This window comes from Microvirga flocculans ATCC BAA-817 (assembly GCF_000518665.1).
GTDB classification, from domain to species: domain Bacteria; phylum Pseudomonadota; class Alphaproteobacteria; order Rhizobiales; family Beijerinckiaceae; genus Microvirga; species Microvirga flocculans.
This window is the reverse complement of record NZ_JAEA01000006.1, coordinates 274,786-297,215: the sequence shown is the minus strand read 5'-3', so window position 1 is coordinate 297,215 and position 22,430 is coordinate 274,786. Positions and strand designations below refer to the sequence as shown.

The window sequence follows — 22,430 nt, the reverse complement described above, 5'->3', positions numbered from 1 at the left end:
GGGCATATGACAATCGCTTTCGCACGTGCATCACGGGCTTTTGTGCGGCAAAAGAGGGAAGCCTGTTGAAGCGACGGTTTTTCCTGCCATCTTGAACGGTGGGGCCTCCTGTGGAAGGGAGCCGAGGAACCGTTCATGCCATCCACCGACGAATGGGAAATCCCTCCTGAGTTTCAGCCCGACCCGAGAGGGCTCGATTACGATCTCAAGAAGGCGCTGGGTTCCGTCGTCTCGCTGCGCGCCCGAGTGCCGGAGGATGCCTTCACAGCGGAAACACTGGGGGTCGAGCGGAGTGGGCAGGGCGTTGCGATCCGCGATGACGGTCTGGTCGTCACGATTGGGTATCTTATCGCCGAGGCCGAAGAGATCTGGCTTTCCACCAATGGGGGCCGCGTGGTTCAGGCTCATGTCCTGGCCTATGATTACGAAAGCGGCTTCGGTCTCGTGCAGGCGTCTGCGCCTTTGGGGGTGCCTGTGCTGGCCCTTGGCGATTCACGCCGCTTGTTCCCAGGGGATCAGGTCGTGATCGGCGGCAGCGGAGGGCTGAACCACGCCCTGGCCGCCCATGTCGTCGCCTGCCAGGAATTCGCAGGCTACTGGGAATACCTGATCGAAGGCGCGATTTTCACTGCGCCTGCGCATCCCAATTGGGGCGGTGCGGCCTTGATCGGCCCGCGTGGCGATCTCGTCGGAATCGGCTCGCTCCAGCTTCAGCATCAAGCTGCCGGCAGAGACGCTATCCCCCTCAACATGAGTGTTCCGATCGATCTCCTGAAGCCGATCCTCGACGATCTGCTGACGATTGGCGGAGTACGAAGACCCCCGAGGCCATGGCTGGGTTTCTACGTTGCAGAAACCGACGATGACCAAATCACGATCATCGGCCTGGCCAGCGAGGCCCCCGCGCAGAGGGCCGGTCTTCGATCGGGGGATCGGATTCATGCAGTCGCAGGAAAAGCCGTGACGTCCCTGGCCGAATTCTATCGCGCGATGTGGGCGCTCGGCGATGCCGGGGTCGATGTTCCATTGAGCCTGGAGCGGGAGGGCGACAGGTTCGACGTGACCGTGCGGTCTGCCGATCGCGGCAGGTTCATGAAAACACCACGCCTCCAGTAATCGGAAAACCTGTTCCCTAGAGACTTTTCACCGATGTGGAAACGACCCTCGTCTTTGCCATGCCGCATTCTTTGATGGGGAACCGGGTCCGTTTCGCCGAAGAATGCTCCAGCCGATCTTGCGCTCCAGGTGGTTCGCCTTTCACGGTCCGAGGCGCGATAATGCAAACGCGATGCGCCCGAGCAGCGCATCGATGTCCGATACCTTCTCGAGGCGGCGTTTGCACTGTCTGTCCAGGTACCAGGAACGGCCGATGCTGAGGGCAAGGATAGGCAGCGCCCAGAAGATGCTCAGGACGCCAAAGAGCACCAGTCCCAAGGCCGTGATCGACAAAACCCACGCCTCAATTCGTCCGAATCCTTCCGTGAACTCGTTCTTCATAAGCAGCTGCTGGCGCTCGCTCGACAGGCATGTCCTGGCATGTTCGAGGAGCAATCTCTGCTGGGAAGCGTTCGGGAACTTCCGGAGGCTTTCGATGGTGCCCTTGATATCGATCAGCCGCGATGACCTTTCCGGCGTGCCGCGTTCGCGTCCGTCCGCCGAGAAAGCCGTGGAGACACGGCGATAAAGGGCTACGAGCGCAGGAGGCCGGTTATCCTGTTCTCCGGGCAGCGGGGCGAGCTGGAAGGTATCCGTGATACGGCTGCGGATCTGATGAACGGGCGCTTCAGGCCTGCTCGCCGGGCTGGACACCTCGATGGTCCTTGTGGCGTGCTCGCCGCTAGCAGGATCGACGAAAATTCCTGCCCTGTCCGTCGACATCTTCAGTCTCCTTCGTCTCTGGCGAGTCACCCCGTCACGGGTTGGCCGGCGCGCCGGAGCATCGGATCGATACCTATAGGAACGCAGCACCTGACAATGCTCGGTCGAAGCATTCTCCCGCTCGTGATGGAGCGTTCTCACCGTGCAGGAGCATGGTTAACGCAGGGTTAAATGTGACGAGTTTCTTCCATTCCGGAAAAGCTTCTCGACACGAAAGCCTGTCCGAAACCTGAATCAAGCCCGGTCCTCGGCAAGCATGCCGGCCAGATCGCGTAGGAACCGGATGGACTCTGGCGGGCGCCCCTCCTGTTCCGCGATCTTGATGATATGATTCAAAATGCCCGCAATCTCACTCAGCTTCGCGACACGTCCCGCGGAAAGAACATGAAAGAACGTCGTGAAGGCAACCGCAATGGCCTGGTCGTGCTCCTCGAGCCTGCGGCACTGCTCCTTCAATGACTTGATGTCCTTTTCCTGAGCCGAGACGATCTCGACGAGTGTCAACATCTGCTCGGCCAGGGTGTCCAGAGAAGCGTTCATAAGCGGCGGTCGTCCTGAGATGTGCCGGCATGCCGGAGGGAGTGAAGGCAGATCGTCGGCCTGGAGCCGGAGCGCCTGATTCATGATCTCCTGAGAGGAGAAGGCCGCAAGGCCTTCTCTGTCAATCGGATCGGGCCTCCCGAGACTGGGTGCGATCCGCCGCAACGGATCCCGCAAAGGACGCCTGGAGCTTGCCGGACGTAACCCATTCCTCGCTTCAAAGACCGCATCCGCGCAGCGCGTGCGCTACCCGCGGGCATAGAGCAGGCGCGCTCGGATCGTTCCTTCGAGGGCCCGGATCTCCTTCAGGGTCTCTTTGCTTTGCTCCGGCAATCCTTCGGCTTCGATCACCACGTAGCCGATCTCGCCATCCGTCTGCAGATGCTGACCCGTGATGTTGAGGCCGCGCTGGGAGAACGCGCTGTTGAGGCGTCCAAGCATTCCGGGCACGTTGCGATGCACATGGATGTATCGGGTGCCGGCAGGGCGGGAAGGCAGCTGCACCTGCGGAAAGTTCACCGCTCCGATCGTCGTGCCGACATCGGAATAGTCGATGAGCTTTCTCGCCACCTCGCTGCCGATGCGCTCTTGCGCCTCCTCGGTCGAGCCGCCGATATGCGGTGTCAGAATAACGTTCTCGATGCCTTGCAGCGGCGTTGTGAACGGCTCCTTGTTAGAGGCGGGCTCGACGGGAAAGACATCGATGGCGGCTCCGCGCAGGTGGCCGCTCCTCAGGGCTTCGGCCAGGGCATCGAGATCGACCACGGTGCCGCGGCTGTTGTTGATGAGGTAGGCTCCCTTCTTCATGGCCGCAATTTCTGCCCTGCCGATCATGCCGTGGGTCGCCGGCGTCTCGGGGACGTGCAGGCTGACGACATCGCTCTGGCCAAGCAACGCGCGCAGGCTGTCGGCAGGCTCCGTATTGCCGTGCCGAAGCTTGTCCGTCTGATCGAAGAAGATCACTCGCATTCCCATGGCTTCGGCAAGATAGGAAAGCTGCGAGCCGATATTGCCGTAACCGATGATTCCGAGGGTCTTGCCGCGAACCTCATGGCTGTCGATCGCAGACTTGTCCCAGTGCCCCGCATGGGCTGCGACGGATTTGGGGAACGTGCGCCGCAGCAGCATGACGATTTCGCCGATCACCAGCTCCGCGACGCTGCGGGTGTTGGAGAAGGGGGCGTTGAAAACGGGAATGCCGGCATGACGGGCGGCTTCGAGGTCGACCTGGTTGGTCCCGACGCTGAAGCATCCCACGGCGATCAGCCGGTTGGCGGCGTTCAGGACCTTGCTGTTCAGCTGGGTGCGCGAGCGGATGCCGAGCAGATGGACGCCCTGCAAAGCTTCGATCAGCTGGCCCTCATCGAGGGCTGTCTTGAGATAGGTCAGGTTCGTGTATCCGGCGGCCTTGAGCAGCTCGACAGCGCTTTCGTTCACGCCTTCGAGCAAAAGAACGCGGATCTTGTCTTTCTGAAGAGAGAACATCCCAGCCATGTGAGCTCCATTCGCCGTGCGGCATATGCCATAGCGTGCCAAAGTCCCGCCGGGAATCCCGTCCGGCGCATCCTGGCTGCGCATAATCTGCACGCTTGCGTGGGAGGTGGAGGGGCGACGAGGTTTTCCGAAGCCTCGGCAGGGTGACCCCGCTACCCCCTATGCGCAATGCCGTTGACCGGACCCTGGATTATGATGAGGCAATCCGGCTGCGGCGTCAGCCGGTTGAGTAAGACGGGAGCCGCTGCCGGATGGACGCACGGCTCCCGTTCTTCTGTGAACTCCGCCACGCGCTTCCGCAAGCCATGTTCCCTCAGCGCCCACTGACGGATCCGAGATCCCGGGCCGGTTGCAAGTCGCAACGCAGTTGCAGGTCCTCCTTCGGACATGAGTCCAGGATGGACCCTAGGAACACGGGGAGCCAAAGATAAATATAGAGAGTGTTCACGAAGGCGAAGGGATTCGAAAGGTCCGTTGCAATGAAGCTCAACGAGAAGAAAATCCCGAGCGATGCGAATGTGCGGCTCGGGCTCGGAGGGGCAAGTGCTGTACGGACGATCGCGAAGGCGACGATTCCGATGAAGAGCAAGGCCATCGGCAAACCGAAGTAGAACACGAGGCCCAGGAGTCCGTTGTGCGGATGCGATATCATAGCATCTGGAAAACGGAAGCCGGGGCCGATGCCGAGCCAGGGACGGTCCCAGATCATGTCGAACACGATGAACCATACGTTCTGGCGGTAGGAAGAGCGGCACAGGATGGAATCCGTCGTGCAGGTCAGGCTCTTGATCCAGGGCTCGGCGAGGATCATGGCAACGGGAAGGGCGAAGCACAGGACGGCCAAAGTAAGCCCCGCCGGGGCGCGGAGGGCTGGATCCCGCAGCTTTTCGAAGACGTATGCCGCAATACAAGCGAGGCCTAAGCTCAGGATCGGGCCACGGCTTTGGGTCAGCATGATCGCCAGGGCGATGAAGCCGAACCCGGCCCACATCCACCTTCTCCGATACGGTGAGGCTTGGGGATAAAGAGCGAAGCCGGCAAAAAGGCATGCGGCCAGTCCTCCGGCTCCCAGAATCTGATGATTGGCTCGTCCGACCGGAACAAGCCTCAATTTCAAAAGGCCTTCTGCGGAAAGATACCCCGTTTGAGCGAGCATCACGAAATATCGCCCCAGAGAGAGAACGGCAGCGATGGAACCGAGGGCAAACAGTACCTCAAGCATTCGATCGCGGAATGAGGGATCGTGTTGCGAGGCGGCGTGGAGCAGCGGGAGAAGCATGGCGATGCCAAGGGCGCTGACGAGCACGGAACCGGCCGGCGTTCCACCGGATGGGCCGCGCAGGAACAGGCCAATACCTTGCCAGACAAGAACAAAAATCAATAAAAACGTAAGAGGCATAAGTTTTTTGTGGTTGAGCAGGGCCTCTTGGGTGGTCTTGTCAAGAATGAGTGTGAGTATGCCCAATGCAATCAGCAGGCCAATGATAGTAGAGGATACGACGCCTCCTATGGAGACAAGAAGGATCGTCGCAGCAGCGAAATAAATGACCGACGCATGGGCTTTTCGTCCGGCGAAAAATTCATAGAAGCTGTTAAGTCTTGCTTTCATGGGACAGCCGTGGCTTCTAGGCGGGTGGTATCGCTGCAAAATTGTAATAGAATTTCATGCCGGTTCGTTGTATGCCGCTCCGGCAACGAAAGCAACATAATCCAGAAACCGTTTGCGATGGCTCCGTTCCCGCTCTATGAGCGCACGCAGGAGCCTTCATAGAGATCATCAGCAGAGAAGCAATGGCCCGGCACAAATCGAAGCTTTCCCAAGCGCTCAATTTGAAGCCGCATGCCTATACGCTTTTCCGCCACCTGACGGCTCCTCTGCCCCGGACACGCCATTGGCTGGGCTTTTATCCGGATATCGGGCCGCTCCCCGACAGGATCGGCCGAATCACCGAAGCTGTCGATTACCGCATCAAGCTGGCGGATCCGGCCCATAGCCCCGATCTGGAAGAGCTTGCGGCTCACAACTGGGATATCCACCGGTCTCTTATCTTCCATCAGGACCCATTCCTGGTGAAGCGCTTCGTCGGAATCGTCCACGACATCATCGTTCCGGGACATACTCTCACGCCGGTGGATCCCCGGACATGGCGACAAGTCGGCTTTGAGCTTGCAGGGCGGTCGAACTGGAACTTCGCGCATCCGGGCCTCACGATCCTGCGGAGCCGCCGGGTCGAGGAGCCCGCGATCGTCATTCCGCCGTTCTGGAATTACTGGCATCTTTTCCTGGAGCATCTCTTGCCGTTGATCCAGGCCGCCCGGCTGAAGGCGTGGGGGGACAAGCCGCTCAAGGTGATTACAAGCGCGAAGAGACCGCCCCTGATCGATGCCGTCATCGCAGGGTTGCGAGCTGAGGGCTTCGACGTTTCCATCCTGGAGGCCGAGCCGCGCGAGCACCTGCGTCTCGACCAGATGCTCGTGGCCGTCAATCAATGCTGGAACGCCGAGCGCAACTACGCCTTGGTCGAAGCGGTTCCCGCCGCCCGGCGCGTTTTCGCCGCCGCGTATCGGGACCGGCCTGTCACGAATGCGGGGCGCCGTCTGTATATCAGCCGGCGTGGGACCAAGTTGCGCCAGATCATCAATGAAGATGAAATGGTCGCCGCTCTCAAGCGCCTCGATTTCACGGTTCTCGAAGCCAAATGGAGCAATCATCCGGAACAGCTCGCCGCCTTTTCCGCCGCTGACGTGATCGTCGGCGTTCATGGGGCCGGGCTGACCAACATCATCTTCTCCGCTCCCGGAACCAAGGTCCTGGAAATTTTCCCCCATGACCATCGCAAGACGTCCATGCTTCATCTTTCTGCGGAGCACGACCTGAAGCATCATTCCTTCTTCGGCTCGCACGAGAAGCACAATCAAGCCTTCTCCGTCGATGTGCCCAAGCTCATCGAGCGTGTGGAGAGCCTCCTGAGATAAGCAGTCGCGCGCAGCGTCTTTCGTGAGCCCTGCAAGAAGGCGGCAGGTTCAAAGTGAGCCGTTTCATGGATGCACGAAACCGGGTCCCTTTTTTCACGCATTGCGCTAGAACGCTGACATTCGCGCCAACAATCAAGGCTCATATCTTTACTGCTGCGGACCGGGCTTCAAAGGGGTGAAACAGCGTGTTCGATTGGATCGTCAGCCTCATCGATAAGGCCGGTTACGGCGGCATCGCTCTTCTCATGCTGCTGGAAAATCTTTTCCCGCCGATCCCGTCCGAGGTCATCATGCCCCTGGCAGGCTTTTCCGCAGCCAGGGGAACTTTGAGCTTTACTGGGGTCGTCCTGGCGGGAACGGCCGGTTCGCTCGCCGGAGCCTATTTCTGGTTCCTGGTCGGCCGCTGGATCGGGGTCCCGCGCCTCAAGGCATTCGCTGCAACGCATGGACGCTGGCTCACGCTTCATCCGGACGAGGTCGATCAGGCCCGCGCCTTGTTCGCGCGGCATCAGGCTCTCGCCCTTTTCCTGGGCAGGCTGGTTCCCGCCGTTCGATCCGTGATTTCCGTTCCCGCCGGCGTGAATCGCGTTCCGCTTGTTACATTCTTCCTTTGGACCTCCCTCGGGACGGCTCTTTGGACGCTTCTTCTGGCTGGAGCCGGGTATCTGCTCGAGAGCCAATATGAGCGCGTCGCAGAATGGCTCAATCCGATATCGAACGGCGTCGTGGCTGCCTTGGCCATATGGTATGGCTACAGGGTCGTGCGCTTCAGGGTCCCGGAAGGCACCTGACGACTTCCCGGTGGGCTCCGATCCGATCTTGTTCTTGAGCGGATGCTTTTTGAGCGGGATCGCCTATTCGCCGAATAAACCTGCCTGGTTCGAACGGTAGGCGTATTCGCAAACATATCTCGCAGGATTTCTGATCGTATAACGTTGCGAATAATAACGTTTACACTCGAGCTATGGGCTCGCAGCGAAAAAATTTCGCTGCGATTCCGGATCTGGAAAAGTCCAGATATTTCCGGATCTTCCGAAACGGTGCTCATGCCCGATTGATTGCCGCTGTCATGTGCCGGAGCCGAAGGCTATTGGCTGAGCTGCCATCCTCTTCTAGATTCCCGCAAGCGAAGCAAAGCAGGAGCGGATCGATGGCTTTCAAAGATGTGCTGAGCCTTTGCGGTCGGGTCGGCTTGATCGTCACTGCATTCGCGTTCGTCGCGGGGATCATCGCGGGCCCTCTTCTGGAGAAGGTTTGGTCTTCTCGTTTCACGATCACCGAGCAGAGCGCGGATACGGCTGCGCCTCCGCCAAGAGCGCCATCCCAGGGGCAGCCCGGTTAACAAGGCTAACGCCTTTTTAGGCATCGGCAGGGCATATACCGATCATCGCCGGCATGCACGGGAATGCCGTACCTTGCGGGAAAGGCGCGATGAGGAACGAGGCTATTCTGCGACAGGAGATCCGCGATACGCTCGGGTTTGTCCGCGGCCTGATCCATCATTACTCGGGTCTGTATTCCAGCGAGAACCTCACGCGCGATGTCCTTGAGTTCTGCGATGTCATGACAGCGGACGGGGCCCCTTGCCCGCGACTGGAGGAAGCAAGGCGCCTCGTCGAGGAGCGATGCAGTCGGTTGGCGCAGGCCGCGGATCGTTTCGCCCGGCGCGACCCTGCACAGATCGCAGCTTCCCGAGCGCAGGCGGTGGCGGCCATCGATCTTCTTCAGGATGCCGTTTTCGAATGGCGCAAGGCGCGCATTCCTTCCCCATCTTCCGGACATCTGCTGCGCCGAAAAAGTCTCTGAAGATGAAGAGGCTGGAAATCATGAGAACCTCTTTGAGGTGCGGGGCGGGCGGTGCCATGCCCGTCTCATCGATGGTTTCCGGCTCCAGGATGCGATGGACGATGAAATGCGGCACAGGCGTCGAAGGCAGGTCGTGAACGAATTGCTCCGCTGAGACTTGATGTAGGAACCGTCTCGATGTGAGGGGCCCATGACGTCCGAAGACATCCAGGAATTGAAGGCAGCGCGCGAGAGCTTGGTGAAACGGCGCAGGGAAATGGCGCGGCAGATCGCTGGAGCACCGCTTCCTTCGATTGAAATGGCGGAGGAGCTTACCAAGATCCTGGCTGCGATCGAGGCCTTGGATCGCGCTCTTGCCGATCCAGAGCAGGATCGCGCCTGACGGCTCAGGCGTCCGCAGCCAGCTCCATCAGAATATTCACGAGCTGGTCTGCCGGATGCGCCAAACCGGCGATGACATCGAAATGATGGGCTCCGGTAACCTCGTGGTAGCGCGTCCTCACCCCTGCTTTTCCCCATCTCTCTACGATGGCGCGGGATTGGCGCAGAAACTCGCTGCTTTCGGCGCCTCCCACGACGGCGACGAGATAGCCGGTCTTGGGAGGCTCCCATTCCAGGGGGCTCAGGCGATGCGCTTCCTCGACCGTGAGGCAGAGGGCCTTGTTGATCGATGTCGGCACGAGCGGAGGAAGGTCGAACAGGCCCGAAATCGGCATCGCCGCGCGAACGGGCCGCTGTGGCGTGGAGCGCCGAGCCATCAGGCAGGCCGCGAGGTGACCGCCCGCAGAATGCCCGGTCACGATGAGCGGGCGGCCTGTCCGCCGTGCGATGAAGTCGGCAGCCGCTTCGATCTCCGAGACGATGTCGGCGAGTGTGGCTTCAGGCGCGAGCGTGTAGCTCGGAATGACCACCGTCAATCCGCGCGCATTGGCTCCGCGGGCGAGGTGGCTCGACGATGACTTGTCGAGGGCTTGCCAGTATCCGCCGTGAATGAACATCACCGTCGGACCGCCTGCATCGCCACGCTCCGGGTAGAAGAAATCGAGCCGGTGACGCTCGCCCGGTCCATAGGCCAGATCCAGCTCGCAGCGCGCATGCGCGCGATAGGCGGCCGCATCCCGCTGCCAGCCCGCAATGTGAGCGGGATGGTCGGGAACGCGGGCCCGGTTGTTGTATTCGGCCTCAAGGTCCAGTTCCTCGGTGGCCATCACATGCCTCCTCGTGCATCGGGCGCAAAAACCGCCTTCATTCTTCCGCCTCTGGGTCAGACGTGGAGATAGCGATCCTTCAGGCTTGGGTCGCTCATGAGTTCCGCACTGGTTCCGCTCCAGACGGAACGCCCCTTTTCGATGATGACATGGCGGTCGGCGAAGGTGGCCAGCGCCCCCACGTTCTTGTCGATCACGAGGATCGACTGGCGCTCGCTCTTCAGCCGCTTGAGGCAGTTCCAGATCTCCGCCCGGATCAGAGGCGCAAGCCCCTCCGTCGCCTCGTCGAGGATGAGCAGCTTCGGGTTCGTCATCAGGGCACGCCCGATCGCGAGCATCTGCTGCTCACCGCCGGAGAGTTGGGTGCCGAGATTGGCGCGGCGCTCCTTCAGGCGGGGAAACAGGTCGTAGATGGCCTCGAGCGTCCAGCGGCGCAAGCCCGTCCGGGAGGAAGCGGTCGCGACGAGGTTTTCCTCGACCGTCAGGGTCGGAAAAATCTGCCGGCCTTCAGGGACAAGTCCGATGCCCGTCTGCGCGATGCGATAGGGCGCAAGTCCTGTCACGGCAGTGCCGTCGAAGCGCACTTCTCCGCCGCGCGGGCGCAGCAATCCCATGATGGAGCGTATGGTGGTCGTCTTGCCCATGCCGTTGCGGCCGAGCAGCGTCACCACCTCGCCTGCATCGATGTCGAAGGAGATGTCGAACAGGACCTGGGCGGCGCCGTAGGAGGCCTGGAGGTGCCGGACGGATAGCATCAGACCAGTTCCTCCTCGCCGAGATAGGCAGCGCGTACATCCGGATTTTCCCGGATCCGCCCCGGCGTGTCGGTGGCGAGCACACGGCCATAGACAAGCACGGAAACCCGATCGGCCAGGGCGAAGACCGCCTCCATGTCGTGCTCGATGAGCACGATGGTGAGGCGGCCCTTCAGCCGCCGCAGGGTCTCGACCACGCGCAAGGATTCCTCGTGTCCCGTTCCCGCCAGCGGCTCGTCCAGAAGAAGAAGCTTCGGTTCGGTTGCGAGACCGATGGCAAGCTCCAATTGCCTCTTCTCGCCGTGGGAGAGAAGACCAGCCGGCACATGGGCGCGCGCGGCGAGGCCGACCTGGCTCAGGCACTCCATCGCGGGATCGTTCAGGTTTTTCTCCTGCGCTGCTTTTCCAAAAAGGCGAAAGCTGGAGCCGGAGCGCGCCTGCACGGCCAGGGCCACGTTCTCGAGCGCGGAGAAGCCGGGCAGGATCGAGGTGATCTGGAACGAGCGGGCAAGCCCGCGCCTGACCCGTTGCGGCATGGGCAGAGAGGTGATGTCCTCGCCGCCGAAGAGAATGGAGCCTGTGTCCGAGGGCAACATGCCCGAGATCTGATGGATCAGCGTCGTCTTGCCGGCTCCGTTGGGGCCGATCACGGCATGAAGCTCGCCGGGTGTCACGGACAGGCTGACATTGTCCGTGACGACGAGGGCGCCGTAGGCCTTCCGCAGGTTCCTGAGTTCGAGCAGAGGTTCAGCCATGGCGAGGCCTCCGCAGCAGGCCCATGATTCCGCCTCTGGCGAAGAGAACCACGAGAATGAGCAATGGGCCGAAAACCATTTTCCAATTCTCGGCGAGATGGTCTCTCACCTCGTCGCTGAGGAAGAAGCTCGCTGCGTGCAGAATCTCGGGCAGGAACTCCTCCAGCAGCAGGAAGGCGGCTGCGCCGATGATCGCCCCATGCAGGGAGCCCAGTCCGCCGAGCACGACCATGAAGATCAGTTCGCCGGAGCGCTGCCATGTCATGAAGGCCGGGCTGACGAACTCGGCCTGGTTGGCGAGAAGGCACCCGGCCAGGCCAGTCATCATGCCGCTGATCACGTAAGCGGTGAGCTGGAAGCGGAAGGGCCGGAAGCCGATGGCCTCCATGCGGGTCGCGTTGTCCCGCGTGCCGCGCAGCACGCGCCCGAAGCGCGACGCCACCACGGCGCGGGAGAAGGCGTAGGTTCCTAACAGACAGAGGAGGCAGATCCAATAGAAGGTGAAGTCGCTCTTCAGAACGGAGAAGCCTGCAACGAGGCTGCGGGACGGCAGAGTCATGCCGTCATCCCCGCCATAGGCCGCCAGCGACGTTGCGAGGAAGTAGAGCATCTGCCCGAAGGCGAGTGTGATCATGATGAAATAGACACCCTTCGTCCGCAGCGAGATGGCACCCGTCACGAGGGCGAAGAGCGCCGAAGCGGCAAGCGCGACTGGAACCTGGACGAGGGCATCGTCGATGCCGTGGCTTGCCAGGATCCCGACCGCGTAGCCGCCAAGGCCGAGAAAGGCCGCGTGGCCGAAGCTGACGAGAGCGCCGTACCCGAGGATCAGATCGAGGGCCATCGCCGCGATGCCGAAGATCATCACCCGCGTGAGAAGGGACAGCACATAGCCTTCCGCCCCCGAGACGGTGGCGAGGAGTGGCGCTGCCGCGAATGCGGCAAAGAGGAAGATCGGGACGATCTCGACCCGCGTGCCGAGGGAAGGTGCGGGAGACGGCTCTGTCTGCACGAGTTCTGTCATCGCCGCGACCTCACCGTTTCACAGGAAAGAGGCCCGAGGGGCGGAAGAACAGCACGGCGGCCATGAAGATATAGATCAGCATAGGGGCGATTGCGCGCCCCGTCTGGCTCGCGGCTGCGGGATCGAGCACGAGACGCAGCAGGTTGGGCGCGAAGGAACGTCCGAGCGTGTCCACCAGCCCGATCAGGAGGGCGGCGAGAAAAGCGCCCCGGATCGAGCCGATGCCGCCGATCACGATGACGACGAAAGCGAGGATCAGGATGTTGTCGCCCATGCCCGGCTCCACGGACAGGATCGGCGCGACCATCGCACCCGCAAAACCTGCGAGCATGGCCCCGAAGCCGAACACCACCATGAAGAGCCTTTGGATGTTCACGCCAAGCGCCGAGACCATGGCGGCATTGCTCGCTCCGGCGCGGACCAGCATGCCGATGCGCGTGTGGTTGACGAGACCATACAGCAGGATTGCGACCACGAGGCCGGCTGCGATGATCGCGAGGCGGTAGACGGGATAGAGAAGCCCGCTCGCGATCTCCACCGAGCCCGAAAGCAGCTCGGGAACGGGAACGCTGAGAGGCGCAGCGCCCCAGACGAATTTCACGCCCTGGTTCAGGAACAGGATAATGCCGAAGGTGGCGAGCACCTGGTCGAGATGATCCCGGTCGTAAAGATGCCGGAACACGATCGCTTCCAGCAGAAGGCCGAAGGCCAGCGCCGTGGGAAGGGCCAGAAGAAGCGCCCAGCCGAAGCTTCCGGTCCATGCGCTGAAGGCCGCGACCAGATAGGCCCCCACCATGTACTGAACGCCGTGGGCGAGGTTGATGAAGTCCATCACCCCGAACACCAGGGTGAGCCCGGCGGCGATGAGAAAAAGGATCAGCCCGAACTGAAGCCCGTTCAGGGCCTGCACGAAAAGAAGGGTCGCGGTCATCGGCGCTTCATATGCGGCAGATGGGCATCGGGCGATGGCATCCGCTGAACAAAGGAGCCTCGTCCCGAGCAGGACCCGGGGCGAGGCGAGCGATACGGCTCTGGCGGCTCAGTTCGTCGCCGTGCATTCCTTGGCATAGGCATCCGCATAATCGTCGAATACCTTTTCCACGATCTCGGTCTGGAACTTGCCATCCGGGCGCTTGGAGGCTTTCACCAGGTAGAAGTCCTGGATGGGGAAGCCGTTGGAGCCGAACTTGAAGTCACCGCGCAGGGACTTGAAGTCCGCCTTCTTGATGGCGGCGCGCACGGCGTCCTTGTTGTCCATCTTGCCGCCGGTCGTCTTGAGGGCGCTGTCGATCAGGAGGGCCGCGTCGTAGGCGTGCATGGAGTAGGAGCCCGGCACCGAATTGTAGGCGGCCTCATAGGCGGCGACGAACTTCTTGTTCTGCGGCGTGTCCAGGTTCGGGGCCCAGTTCGAGCCGCCGAACATCCCGATGGCCGCATCCTGCTGCGCGGGCAGGGTGGATTCATCGACCGTGAAGGCGGAAAGGAAGGGGATGCGGTCCGCAAGCCCCGCCGCGCGATACTGCTTGACCAGGTTCACGCCCATGCCGCCCGGCATGAAGGTGAAGATCGCATCGGGTTGCAGGGAGGCGATCTTGGCAAGCTCCGACTGGAAGTCGAGCGTGTTGAGCGGAACGTAGGATTCCTCGACGATCTCGCCCTTGTAGTGGCGCTTGAAGCCGGCAAGCGCGTCCTTGCCGGCCTGATAGTTCGGCGCCAGCAGATATACCTTCTTGTAGCCGCGATCCTGCGCCACCTTGCCGAGAACCTCGTGGTTCTGGTCATTCTGATACGATGTCGCGAAGAAGTAGGGATTGCAGCTCTTGCCCGCGAGGTTCGAGGGGCCGGCATTGGTGCTGATGTAGAACGTGTTCGCATCCACGATAGGCTTGTGTACGGCAACGGCCACGTTCGAGAAGATCGGACCGACGACGAAGTCCACCTTGTCGCGCTCCAGAAGTCCCTTGACCTTGGTCACCGCCACGTCGGGCTTGAGCTCGTCGTCGACGACGATGACCTCGACGTCGCGTCCGCCGAGCTTGCCGCCGAGGTCCTTGACCGCAAGCTGGAATCCGTCGCGCGCCTGCTGCCCGAGCACGGCGGAGGGACCCGAGAGGGTCAGCAGCAGGCCGACCTTCAGCTTCTCCTGCGCGATGGCCGGTGCTGCCGCCAGAGTGACGGCCGCTGCGAGGCCGAGTGTTTTGATCGTCACGTTCATCATGGTCTCCCGAGTGGCTGTTCCCTGCGCGCGTTTGCCGTGCTGCATATGGTTGTTCCCGGCGGGACGTGAGGCGCCTCGACGGTGGGGCGGCGCTACTCTGCCGCAAAACTTTTCAGCCGAACACTCCCTTTATGGAAGCTTTCGCCATGACATCCCCAAACTTTGGGATTGCCAAGTATTGTTTTAAGTTTAAAATAATTTTGCGGTTCTTCAAGTGGATTATTTCGCGGAAGAAGGTTGGTGGGATGACGGGCGCGTGAGCGGCAATGCACGGAACCGGGGCGCATTCGAAGCCTCCGATATCAAGGTCCGCCTGCCGGTTTTCATGTCGCTTCGCTCTCCTGCTCCAGGATGGATGAAGGAGCGGACGATGGCGGTCACGGCGCATGTGGATACCTTCGCGAGAGACAACCTGCCGCCCAGGGATCAATGGCCGACCTTTCTCTTCAACCGCCCTGAGCTTCTCTATCCCGAGCGGCTCAACTGCGCCGTGGCGTTCCTCGACCGTTGGGTCGATGAGGGGAGGGGCGGCGAGCCCTGCCTCATCAGTCCGACCGAGACACTCAGCTATCGCGAACTCCAGGAGCGCGTGAACCGGATCTGCAACGTTCTCGTCCACCGGCTCGGCCTCGTGCCGGGCGGTCGCGTCCTGCTCCGCTCCGCGAACAATCCGATGATGGTGGCGGCCTATCTTGCAGTGCTGAAGGCGGGCGGCATCGTCGTCGCCACCATGCCGCTTCTGCGCGCCAAGGAAATCGCCTATCCGTTGAACAAGGCCAGGATCGCCATTGCGCTCTGCGACCATCGGCTCGCGGATGAGATGGAGCGGGCGAGGTCGGCGGCGCCGGATCTTCGGCACGTGGCTTATTGGGGTTCCGGACAATCCGACAGCCTGGAGGCGCTGATCGCAGAAGCCTCGCCCGATTTCGCGGCGGTCGATACGGCGGCGGACGATGTGTGTTTGATCGGCTTTACCTCCGGAACGACCGGCGAGCCGAAGGGCACCATGCATTTTCACCGCGACATGCTGGCGATCTGCGATGCCTATTCCCGCAATGTCCTGCGGCCCGAGCCCAGCGACCGCTTCATCGGCTCTCCGCCCCTGGCCTTCACCTTCGGGCTTGGAGGCATCGTGCTGTTCCCGATGAGGGTCGGCGCTTCGACCGTGCTGCTGGAAAAAGCGGGTCCCGACGATCTCCTGCCTGCGATCGCTCAGTACAAGGCCACCATCTGCTTCACCGCGCCGACGGCCTATCGCGCCATGCTGTCTAAGCTCGCGGGACACGACATCTCGAGCCTGCGCAAATGCGTCTCTGCGGGCGAGCCTCTGCCGAAAGGCACTTTCGAGGCCTGGAGGGCCGCGACCGGTATCAGGCTCATGGACGGAATCGGCGCGACCGAGATGCTGCACATCTTCATCGCCGCCCCCGAGGACGAGATCCGCCCCGGCGCCACCGGCAAGCCCGTTCCCGGATACGAGGCGAAGATCATTGACGAAGAGGGACGCGACCTGCCCCCCGGCAGCATCGGCCGCCTGGCCGTTCGCGGGCCGACGGGATGCCGCTACCTCGCCGACGAGCGCCAGCGCAAATACGTGCAGGACGGCTGGAACGTCACGGGCGATACCTATCTCATGGATAAGGATGGATACTTCTGGTACCAGGCCCGCTCCGACGACATGATCATCTCTGCGGGCTACAATATTGCGGGCCCCGAGGTCGAGGCGGCGCTGCTCACCCATCCGGCTGTTGCCGAATGCGGCGTCGTGGGAGCGCCGGACGACGATCGCGGAACGGTGGTGAAGGCTTATGTGGTCCTGCGACCGGGCCATGTGCCTGGCGCCGATCTGACGAAGGCGCTTCAGGATCACGTGAAGGCCGAGATCGCGCCTTACAAGTATCCGCGTCTCATCGAATTCGTCGATTCCCTTCCGCGCACGCAGACGGGCAAGCTGCAGCGCTTCGAGCTGCGCCGCATCGCTCAGGAGGCTTATCGGCATGACGAGCCGCTGAGTGCTTGAGGCAGGGCATGCGGACTTCGACGGCCGGTTGGCCCACGCAGGTTGATCGGCAATTGTTTTAATCTTAAAATAAATTGTTAATTCGGGGTGGAACCCATGAAAACGGCAATCATCGGCGGCGGTCCCGCAGGGCTTTACTTTGCGATCCTGCTGAAGAAGCTCAGGCCCGAATCCGACATCGTGGTCTATGAGCGCAACCGAGCCGACGAGACTTTCGGCTTCGGCGTCGTTTTCTCGGATGCGACCCTCGACAATTTCGAGAAATACGATCTGCCGAGCTACCGGCGGATCACCGGCGAGTTCGCCTATTGGGACGATATCGCCATTCATTTCAAGGGAACGGAACATCGGATCGGCGGCAATGGATTCTGTGGCTGCTCGCGGCGCACCTTGCTTCTCATCCTGCAGGACCGGGCGGCGGAGCTTGGCGTCAGGCTCTGCTACGACGTGGATGTGGATGACGAAAGCCTGTTCGCGGATGCGGATCTCGTCGTCGTGGCCGATGGCATCAACAGCCGTTTCCGCGATCGCTATGCGGATCACTTCCAGCCCGAAGTGGATCTCAGGCCCAACAAGTTCGCCTGGATGGGTTCGACCAAACCGCTCGATGCCTTCACGTTCATCTTCCAGGAAACGGAGTGGGGACCGTTCATCGCCCATGCCTATCAGTATGAGGCGAACCGCTCCACCTGGGTGTTCGAGACGGATCCGGACACCTTCGAGCGGGCCGGGCTGAAGGATAAGAGCGAGGCCGAATCCGCCGCCCTCATGGAGCAGATCTTCGGCTGGTTCCTCGGCGGGCATCGCGTTCTCACCAATCGTTCGATCTGGCGCAACTTCCCGATGATCCGCAACAAGCGCTGGGTGATGGGCAACAAGGTGCTGCTGGGCGACGCCAAGGCCTCGGCGCATTTCTCCATCGGTTCCGGCACGAAGCTCGCCATGGAGGATGCCATCGCGCTCTACGAGGCATTCCGCCGCGAATCGAGCGTCGAAGGTGCGCTGTCCCTTTACGAGACCGGCCGGCGCGAGGAGGTCGAGAAGACACAGCATGCTGCCGACGTGTCGCTCGTCTGGTTCGAGCACGTGGCGCGCTTCTGGGATTTCGACCCGGTGCAGTTCGCCTTCGGCGTGATGACGCGGGCGAAGGCCATCACATACGACAACCTGCGTCTGCGTGCGCCCGATTTCGTCGCGTCCGTCGACCGGACTTTTGCGAAGCAGGTCAGGGAAAAGGGCTTCGATGTCGCCATCGAAAATCCCACCGTGCCCATGTTCCAGCCGTTCCGTCTGCGCGAGATGACGGTCGCCAACAGGGTCGTGGTGTCGCCGATGGACATGTACTCGGCGAAAGACGGCGTGCCGGGCGACTTTCATCTCGTTCATTACGGTTCGCGCGCCATGGGAGGCGCGGGCTTGGTCTTCACCGAAATGACCTGCGTTTCTCCCGAGGCGCGGATCACGCCCGGCTGCACCGGGCTTTGGAACGACGAGCAGGAGGCCGCCTGGAAGCGGATCGTCGATTACATCCATGCCAATTCGGCGGCGAAGTTCTGCCTGCAGCTCGGTCATGCCGGACGGAAAGGCGCCACCAAGCTCATGTGGGACGGCATCGACCGCCCGCTGGAGGAAGGGGCCTGGGATATCTGCTCCGCATCGCCCATTCCCTATTTCCCGGACAGTCAGGTTCCGCGCGAGGTGAGCCGTGCCGAGATGGATCTCATCAAGGTGCAGTTCGTCGAGGCCGCCCGACGCGGCGAGCGCGCCGGGTTCGACATGCTCGAACTCCATTGTGCCCATGGCTACCTGCTGGCGAGCTTCATCTCGCCGCTCACCAACCGACGCACCGATGAATATGGCGGCTCGCTCGAGAACCGGCTGCGCTATCCGCTCGAAGTCTTCGATGCGATGCGCGAGGTCTGGCCCGCGCACAAGCCCATGTCCGTGCGCATCTCGGCAACGGACTGGGCCGAGGGCGGCATCGCGGGCGAGGATGCGGTCGCAATCGCCCGTGCCTTTGCGGAGCACGGGGTCGATCTCGTGGATGTCTCGACCGGGCAGACGGTGAGCGAGGCCCGCCCCATTTTCGGGCGCATGTTCCAGACGCCATTCTCCGATCAGGTGCGCAACGAGGCGCGCGTCGCCACCATGTGCGTCGGCAACATCACCGCGCCGGATCAGGTGAACACGATCCTCGCCGCAGGGCGCGCGGATCTCGTGGCGCTCGGACGTCCGCACCTTGTGGACCCGTTCTTCACCATGAAGGCCGCAGCCTGGTATGGCGCAGCCGATATTCATTGCCCGCCGCAATATTATGCCGGCAGGGATCAGATCTTCCGCAACGCCGTGCGGGACCGGCAGGATCTGGAGGAATTGAAGGTCAAGGCGAAGCCCAAGACCCGGGCCGAGTTGAAGATGGAGAGCGGAGAGAATTCTCTCGCGGCGGAATGAAATGACCATGACAAACCTCAAGGGCCGGCATGCATTGGTCACGGGCGGCGGCCGGGGAATCGGCCGCGCCGTCGCAGCTTCTCTCGTCAAGGCCGGAGCAACCGTCACGGTCATGGGCCGTAACGGGGCGACGCTCGATAGGGCCGTCATGGAAGGCGATGCCCATGCCGTAGCGATCGCCGATGTGACGAACCACGATGCGGTTCAGGAAGCCGTCCGGAACCTCGTCCTCCGCCATGGCCCCGTCGATCTCCTGATTGCCAATGCCGGATCGGCCGCCACCGCGCCGTTCGTCAAAACCGGTCCCGATCTTTTCCGCCAGATGATCGATGTGAACCTGCTCGGGGTTACGAATGCGGCCCATGCCGTGATCGGCACGATGCTGGAACGGGGCTTCGGGCGTATCGTCGCCGTGGCCTCGACGGCGGGTCTGAAAGGCTATCCCTATGTCAGCGCCTATTGCGCCGCCAAGCATGCCGTTGTGGGTTTCGTCCGGGCGCTTGCGCTCGAGACAGCGAGAACGGGCGTGACCGTGAACGCCGTCTGTCCGGGTTTTACCGACACCGATCTCGTGGCAGAGAGCTTGGACACGATCATGCGCAAGACAGGCAGGAGCCGCGAAGAGGCTCTGGCCGAGCTCGTAAAACACAACCCGCAGGGCAGGCTCATCGAGCCGTCCGAGGTGGCCGATTCCGTGCTGTGGCTTTGCGGCGAGGGCGCGCGTGCGGTGACGGGACAGGCCATTGCGGTGGCCGGAGGGGAAATCTGACGATGGACGATCACGCGATTCCGCTCGACGCCGAGACCAAGGCTGTCGAGATGCCGGAGGATCACCGGGAGGAGTTGCGCCTTTGGCTGCGCCTTCTCACCTGCACCACCCTGATCGAGGGAGAAGTGCGCCGCCGCCTGCGCGAGAAATTCGATGTCACGCTGCCGCGCTTCGACCTGATGGCCCAGCTCGACAAGGCGCCGGACGGCATGACGCTGTCGGATCTTTCGAAGCGGATGATGGTGTCGAACGGAAACCTGACCGGTCTGGTCGAGCGCCTCGTCGCCTCGGGGCATATCGCGCGCATGGTTTCTCCCACCGACCGGCGCGCCATGGTGATCAGCCTCACCAAAACGGGAAGGGACGAGTTCCGCTCCATGGCCGCCGAGCACGAACACTGGATCGCCGATCTTTTCGGGGATCTCAGCGCCAAGGAACGGAGCGAGCTCATGCGGCTTCTCGCAAAGACCAAACTGTCGGCGCGGCGCGCCATTGCGGGGGACGAGCAATGATGCAGTTTGCCAACAGCGTCTCTCTGCCGCTCAGAACCTATGAGCCGCGCCACTTTCTTCTGTCCGTCGATGGGCCCGTCGCGACGATCACCCTCAACCGGCCGGAGAAGAAGAACCCGCTCACCTTCGAAAGCTATCGCGAGCTGACCGATGTCTTCCACGCCTGCACCAAGGACGAAGAGGTCAAAGCCATCGTCGTCACCGGCGCGGGCGGGAATTTCTCGTCGGGCGGGGACGTGTTCGAGATCATCGGTCCGCTGGTCGAGATGGACACGAAAGGCCTCACCGCCTTCACGCGCATGACTGGCGAGCTGGTGAAGGCCATGCGCGCTGCGCCGCAGCCCATCGTTGCAGCGGTCGAAGGGATCTGCGCTGGCGCGGGAGCCATCATCGCCATGGCATCCGATATCCGTCTCGCGGCACCCGGAGCCAAGGTGGCGTTTCTGTTTAACAAGGTCGGCCTTGCGGGGTGCGACATGGGCGCCTGTGCCATCCTTCCCCGCATCATCGGCCAGGGCCGCGCCTCGGAACTTCTCTATACCGGCCGCTTCATGAGCGCGGAGGAGGGGGAGCGTTGGGGTTTCTTCAGCCGCATCGTCGGCCCCGAGGAGCTTCTGGGCGAGGCGGGGGCTCTCGCGCGGATGATCGGCACGGGCCCGACCTATGCCAATACGATGACCAAGCGCATGCTCGCGATGGAATGGGCCATGTCCGTCGAGGAGGCCATCGAGGCCGAAGCCGTGGCGCAGGCCCTGTGCATGACGACGGAAGACTTCGCGCGCGCCTATCGGGCCTTCGCGGCGAAGGAAAAGCCCGTCTTCAAAGGAGATTGACGTGATCGACGCGAGCTTTCTTTCATGGCCGTTCTTCGAGGATCGTCATCGCCGTTTTGCTGAGGATTTACGCGTCTGGGCGACAAAGGAGGTTCATCCTCTCGTCGAGCATCACGACACCGATGCCTCCTGCCGCCGCCTCGTGCGGCGCCTGGGCGAAGGCGGCTGGCTCAGGGCCGTCGTGCCGCAGGCCTATGGCGGGCTCTCCGAAAGCTTCGATGTCCGCACCCTATGCCTTGCGCGTGAGATCCTGTCTTACCAGGACGGCCTGGCCGATTTCGCTTTCGCCATGCAGGGACTTGGAACAGGACCGATCACCCTGTTCGGCTCCGATGCGATGAAGGCGCGCTATCTGCCGGCGGTAGCGCGCGGCGAGGCCATTGCCGCCTTCGCGCTGTCCGAGCCGGAAGCCGGGTCCGATGTGGCCGCCATGAGCACGACGGCATCGCCGGACGGTTCGGATCATGTCCGTCTCGATGGCGTCAAGACCTGGATCTCCAATGGTGGCATTGCCGATCATTACGTCGTCTTCGCGCGCTCGGGAGAGGCTCCGGGTGCGAAAGGCCTGTCCGCTTACGTGGTCGATGCGCAAGCGCTGGGTCTGACGATCGAGAACCGCATCGAGGTCATTGCTCCGCATCCGCTTGCGACATTGCGCTTCGAGAACTGCCGGGTCCCGCTTTCCAACCGGATCGGCGGGCCGGGCGAAGGGTTCAAGGTTGCCATGGCGACCCTCGACGTTTTCCGCTCGACTGTGGGAGCGGCGGCGCTCGGGCTCGCGCGCCGCGCATTGGTCGAGGCTCTGCAGCATGCATCCACGCGCAAGCTGTTCGGCGCTCCGTTGGGCGAATTGCAGATGACGCAAGCCGCATTGGCCGACATGGCGACCCATGTCGATGCTGCCGCGCTGCTCGTTTATCGGGCGGCCTGGACCAAGGACCGGGGAGCTTCGCGCGTGACGCGTGAGGCGGCCATGGCCAAGATGTATGCAACGGAGGCCGCGCAGAGCGTCATCGACAAGGCTGTTCAGATTTTCGGAGGGCTCGGCGTGATGCGGGGCGTGAAGGTTGAGGAACTTTACCGCGAGATCCGGGCGCTGCGGATTTACGAGGGCGCTACGGAGGTCCAAAAGGTCGTGATCGCCCGCGAGATTCTGAAGATGCTCGGATCGAAGCCTCTAAAGTAAGGGAT

Annotated in this window: 21 protein-coding genes; 11 read left to right on the top strand and 10 right to left on the bottom strand. The window is 62.1% G+C overall.

Translation table 11 applies throughout. From position 1 onward, the window contains the following. Positions 1 to 135: 135 nt before the first annotated feature. Entirely contained in the window at positions 136 to 1,116 is a 981-nt protein-coding gene (locus L879_RS0108310; protein WP_027315694.1) for a S1C family serine protease, read from the top strand. A gap of 141 nt (positions 1,117 to 1,257) precedes the next feature. Here L879_RS0108310 and L879_RS0108305 read toward each other — a convergent pair whose 3' ends face one another. The 4 genes from L879_RS0108305 to L879_RS0108290 form a co-directional block, all read right to left on the bottom strand. After that, entirely contained in the window at positions 1,258 to 1,878 is a 621-nt protein-coding gene (locus L879_RS0108305) for a hypothetical protein (protein ID WP_027315693.1), read from the bottom strand. Positions 1,879 to 2,112: 234 nt separating this feature from the next. After that, positions 2,113 to 2,502, bottom strand: coding sequence for a hypothetical protein (locus L879_RS0108300; RefSeq protein WP_035459005.1), 390 nt, complete (start codon positions 2,500 to 2,502; stop codon positions 2,113 to 2,115). Positions 2,503 to 2,664: 162 nt separating this feature from the next. Then, positions 2,665 to 3,912, bottom strand: coding sequence for a phosphoglycerate dehydrogenase (gene serA, locus L879_RS0108295; RefSeq protein WP_027315691.1), 1,248 nt, complete (start codon positions 3,910 to 3,912; stop codon positions 2,665 to 2,667). Positions 3,913 to 4,225: 313 nt separating this feature from the next. Then, positions 4,226 to 5,521: an O-antigen ligase family protein gene (locus tag L879_RS0108290; protein WP_027315690.1), complete on the bottom strand. Its 1,296-nt coding sequence runs from the start codon at positions 5,519 to 5,521 to the stop codon at positions 4,226 to 4,228. Positions 5,522 to 5,703: 182 nt separating this feature from the next. On the opposite strand from L879_RS0108290, the gene L879_RS0108285 reads away from it, so the two are divergent. From L879_RS0108285 to L879_RS0108265, 4 genes are all read left to right on the top strand, one after another. Next, the gene (locus L879_RS0108285; protein ID WP_027315689.1) at positions 5,704 to 6,888 is read left to right on the top strand and encodes a glycosyltransferase family 61 protein; all 1,185 of its coding nucleotides are present in this window, start codon (positions 5,704 to 5,706) and stop codon (positions 6,886 to 6,888) included. Between the two features lie 185 nt (positions 6,889 to 7,073). Next, on the top strand, positions 7,074 to 7,679 hold the full coding sequence (locus L879_RS0108280; protein ID WP_027315688.1) for a DedA family protein: 606 nt from the start codon (positions 7,074 to 7,076) through the stop codon (positions 7,677 to 7,679). A gap of 604 nt (positions 7,680 to 8,283) precedes the next feature. After that, a complete protein-coding gene (locus L879_RS0108270) occupies positions 8,284 to 8,694 on the top strand; it encodes a hypothetical protein (RefSeq protein WP_154664140.1) in 411 nt (136 codons plus the stop codon). A 190-nt stretch (positions 8,695 to 8,884) separates the two neighbouring features. Further along, positions 8,885 to 9,076, top strand: a complete 192-nt coding sequence (locus tag L879_RS0108265; protein ID WP_027315685.1) for a hypothetical protein — start codon at positions 8,885 to 8,887, stop codon at positions 9,074 to 9,076. A gap of 4 nt (positions 9,077 to 9,080) precedes the next feature. Here the strand turns inward: L879_RS0108265 and L879_RS0108260 are convergent, their stop codons facing one another. The 6 genes from L879_RS0108260 to L879_RS0108235 all read right to left on the bottom strand — a co-directional run bounded on the left by L879_RS0108260 (position 9,081) and on the right by L879_RS0108235 (position 14,651). Continuing rightward, positions 9,081 to 9,902, bottom strand: coding sequence for an alpha/beta hydrolase (locus L879_RS0108260; RefSeq protein ID WP_035459003.1), 822 nt, complete (start codon positions 9,900 to 9,902; stop codon positions 9,081 to 9,083). 56 nt (positions 9,903 to 9,958) lie between these two features. After that, entirely contained in the window at positions 9,959 to 10,657 is a 699-nt protein-coding gene (locus tag L879_RS0108255) for an ABC transporter ATP-binding protein (RefSeq protein ID WP_027315683.1), read from the bottom strand. Beyond that, positions 10,657 to 11,412 (bottom strand): ABC transporter ATP-binding protein, encoded by a 756-nt coding sequence (locus tag L879_RS0108250; RefSeq protein WP_027315682.1) that lies wholly within the window; start codon positions 11,410 to 11,412, stop codon positions 10,657 to 10,659. Before L879_RS0108250 ends, L879_RS0108255 begins: the two co-directional genes overlap by 1 nt. Continuing rightward, complete coding sequence (locus L879_RS0108245) at positions 11,405 to 12,436, bottom strand: branched-chain amino acid ABC transporter permease (RefSeq protein ID WP_027315681.1); 1,032 nt, start codon at positions 12,434 to 12,436, stop codon at positions 11,405 to 11,407. Before L879_RS0108245 ends, L879_RS0108250 begins: the two co-directional genes overlap by 8 nt. A gap of 10 nt (positions 12,437 to 12,446) precedes the next feature. Further along, positions 12,447 to 13,367: a branched-chain amino acid ABC transporter permease gene (locus L879_RS0108240; protein ID WP_027315680.1), complete on the bottom strand. Its 921-nt coding sequence runs from the start codon at positions 13,365 to 13,367 to the stop codon at positions 12,447 to 12,449. 108 nt (positions 13,368 to 13,475) lie between these two features. Beyond that, the gene (locus tag L879_RS0108235; RefSeq protein WP_154664139.1) at positions 13,476 to 14,651 is read right to left on the bottom strand and encodes an ABC transporter substrate-binding protein; all 1,176 of its coding nucleotides are present in this window, start codon (positions 14,649 to 14,651) and stop codon (positions 13,476 to 13,478) included. A gap of 373 nt (positions 14,652 to 15,024) precedes the next feature. Here L879_RS0108235 and L879_RS0108225 point away from each other — a divergent pair, with 373 nt between their 5' ends. From L879_RS0108225 to L879_RS0108200, 6 genes are all read left to right on the top strand, one after another. Continuing rightward, a complete protein-coding gene (locus L879_RS0108225; protein ID WP_154664138.1) occupies positions 15,025 to 16,674 on the top strand; it encodes a benzoate-CoA ligase family protein in 1,650 nt (549 codons plus the stop codon). Positions 16,675 to 16,770: 96 nt separating this feature from the next. Beyond that, entirely contained in the window at positions 16,771 to 19,125 is a 2,355-nt protein-coding gene (locus L879_RS0108220; RefSeq protein ID WP_027315677.1) for a bifunctional salicylyl-CoA 5-hydroxylase/oxidoreductase, read from the top strand. A 7-nt stretch (positions 19,126 to 19,132) separates the two neighbouring features. Next, positions 19,133 to 19,894 carry an SDR family NAD(P)-dependent oxidoreductase gene (locus L879_RS0108215; protein ID WP_027315676.1) on the top strand — a complete coding sequence of 254 codons (762 nt, stop codon included), beginning with the start codon at positions 19,133 to 19,135 and terminating at the stop codon, positions 19,892 to 19,894. A 2-nt stretch (positions 19,895 to 19,896) separates the two neighbouring features. Continuing rightward, on the top strand, positions 19,897 to 20,406 hold the full coding sequence (locus L879_RS0108210; protein WP_154664137.1) for a MarR family winged helix-turn-helix transcriptional regulator: 510 nt from the start codon (positions 19,897 to 19,899) through the stop codon (positions 20,404 to 20,406). Further along, the gene (locus tag L879_RS0108205) at positions 20,403 to 21,239 is read left to right on the top strand and encodes an enoyl-CoA hydratase family protein (RefSeq protein WP_027315674.1); all 837 of its coding nucleotides are present in this window, start codon (positions 20,403 to 20,405) and stop codon (positions 21,237 to 21,239) included. Before L879_RS0108210 ends, L879_RS0108205 begins: the two co-directional genes overlap by 4 nt. A gap of 1 nt (position 21,240) precedes the next feature. Continuing rightward, entirely contained in the window at positions 21,241 to 22,425 is a 1,185-nt protein-coding gene (locus L879_RS0108200) for an acyl-CoA dehydrogenase family protein (protein ID WP_027315673.1), read from the top strand. The last annotated feature ends 5 nt before the right edge of the window (positions 22,426 to 22,430 follow it).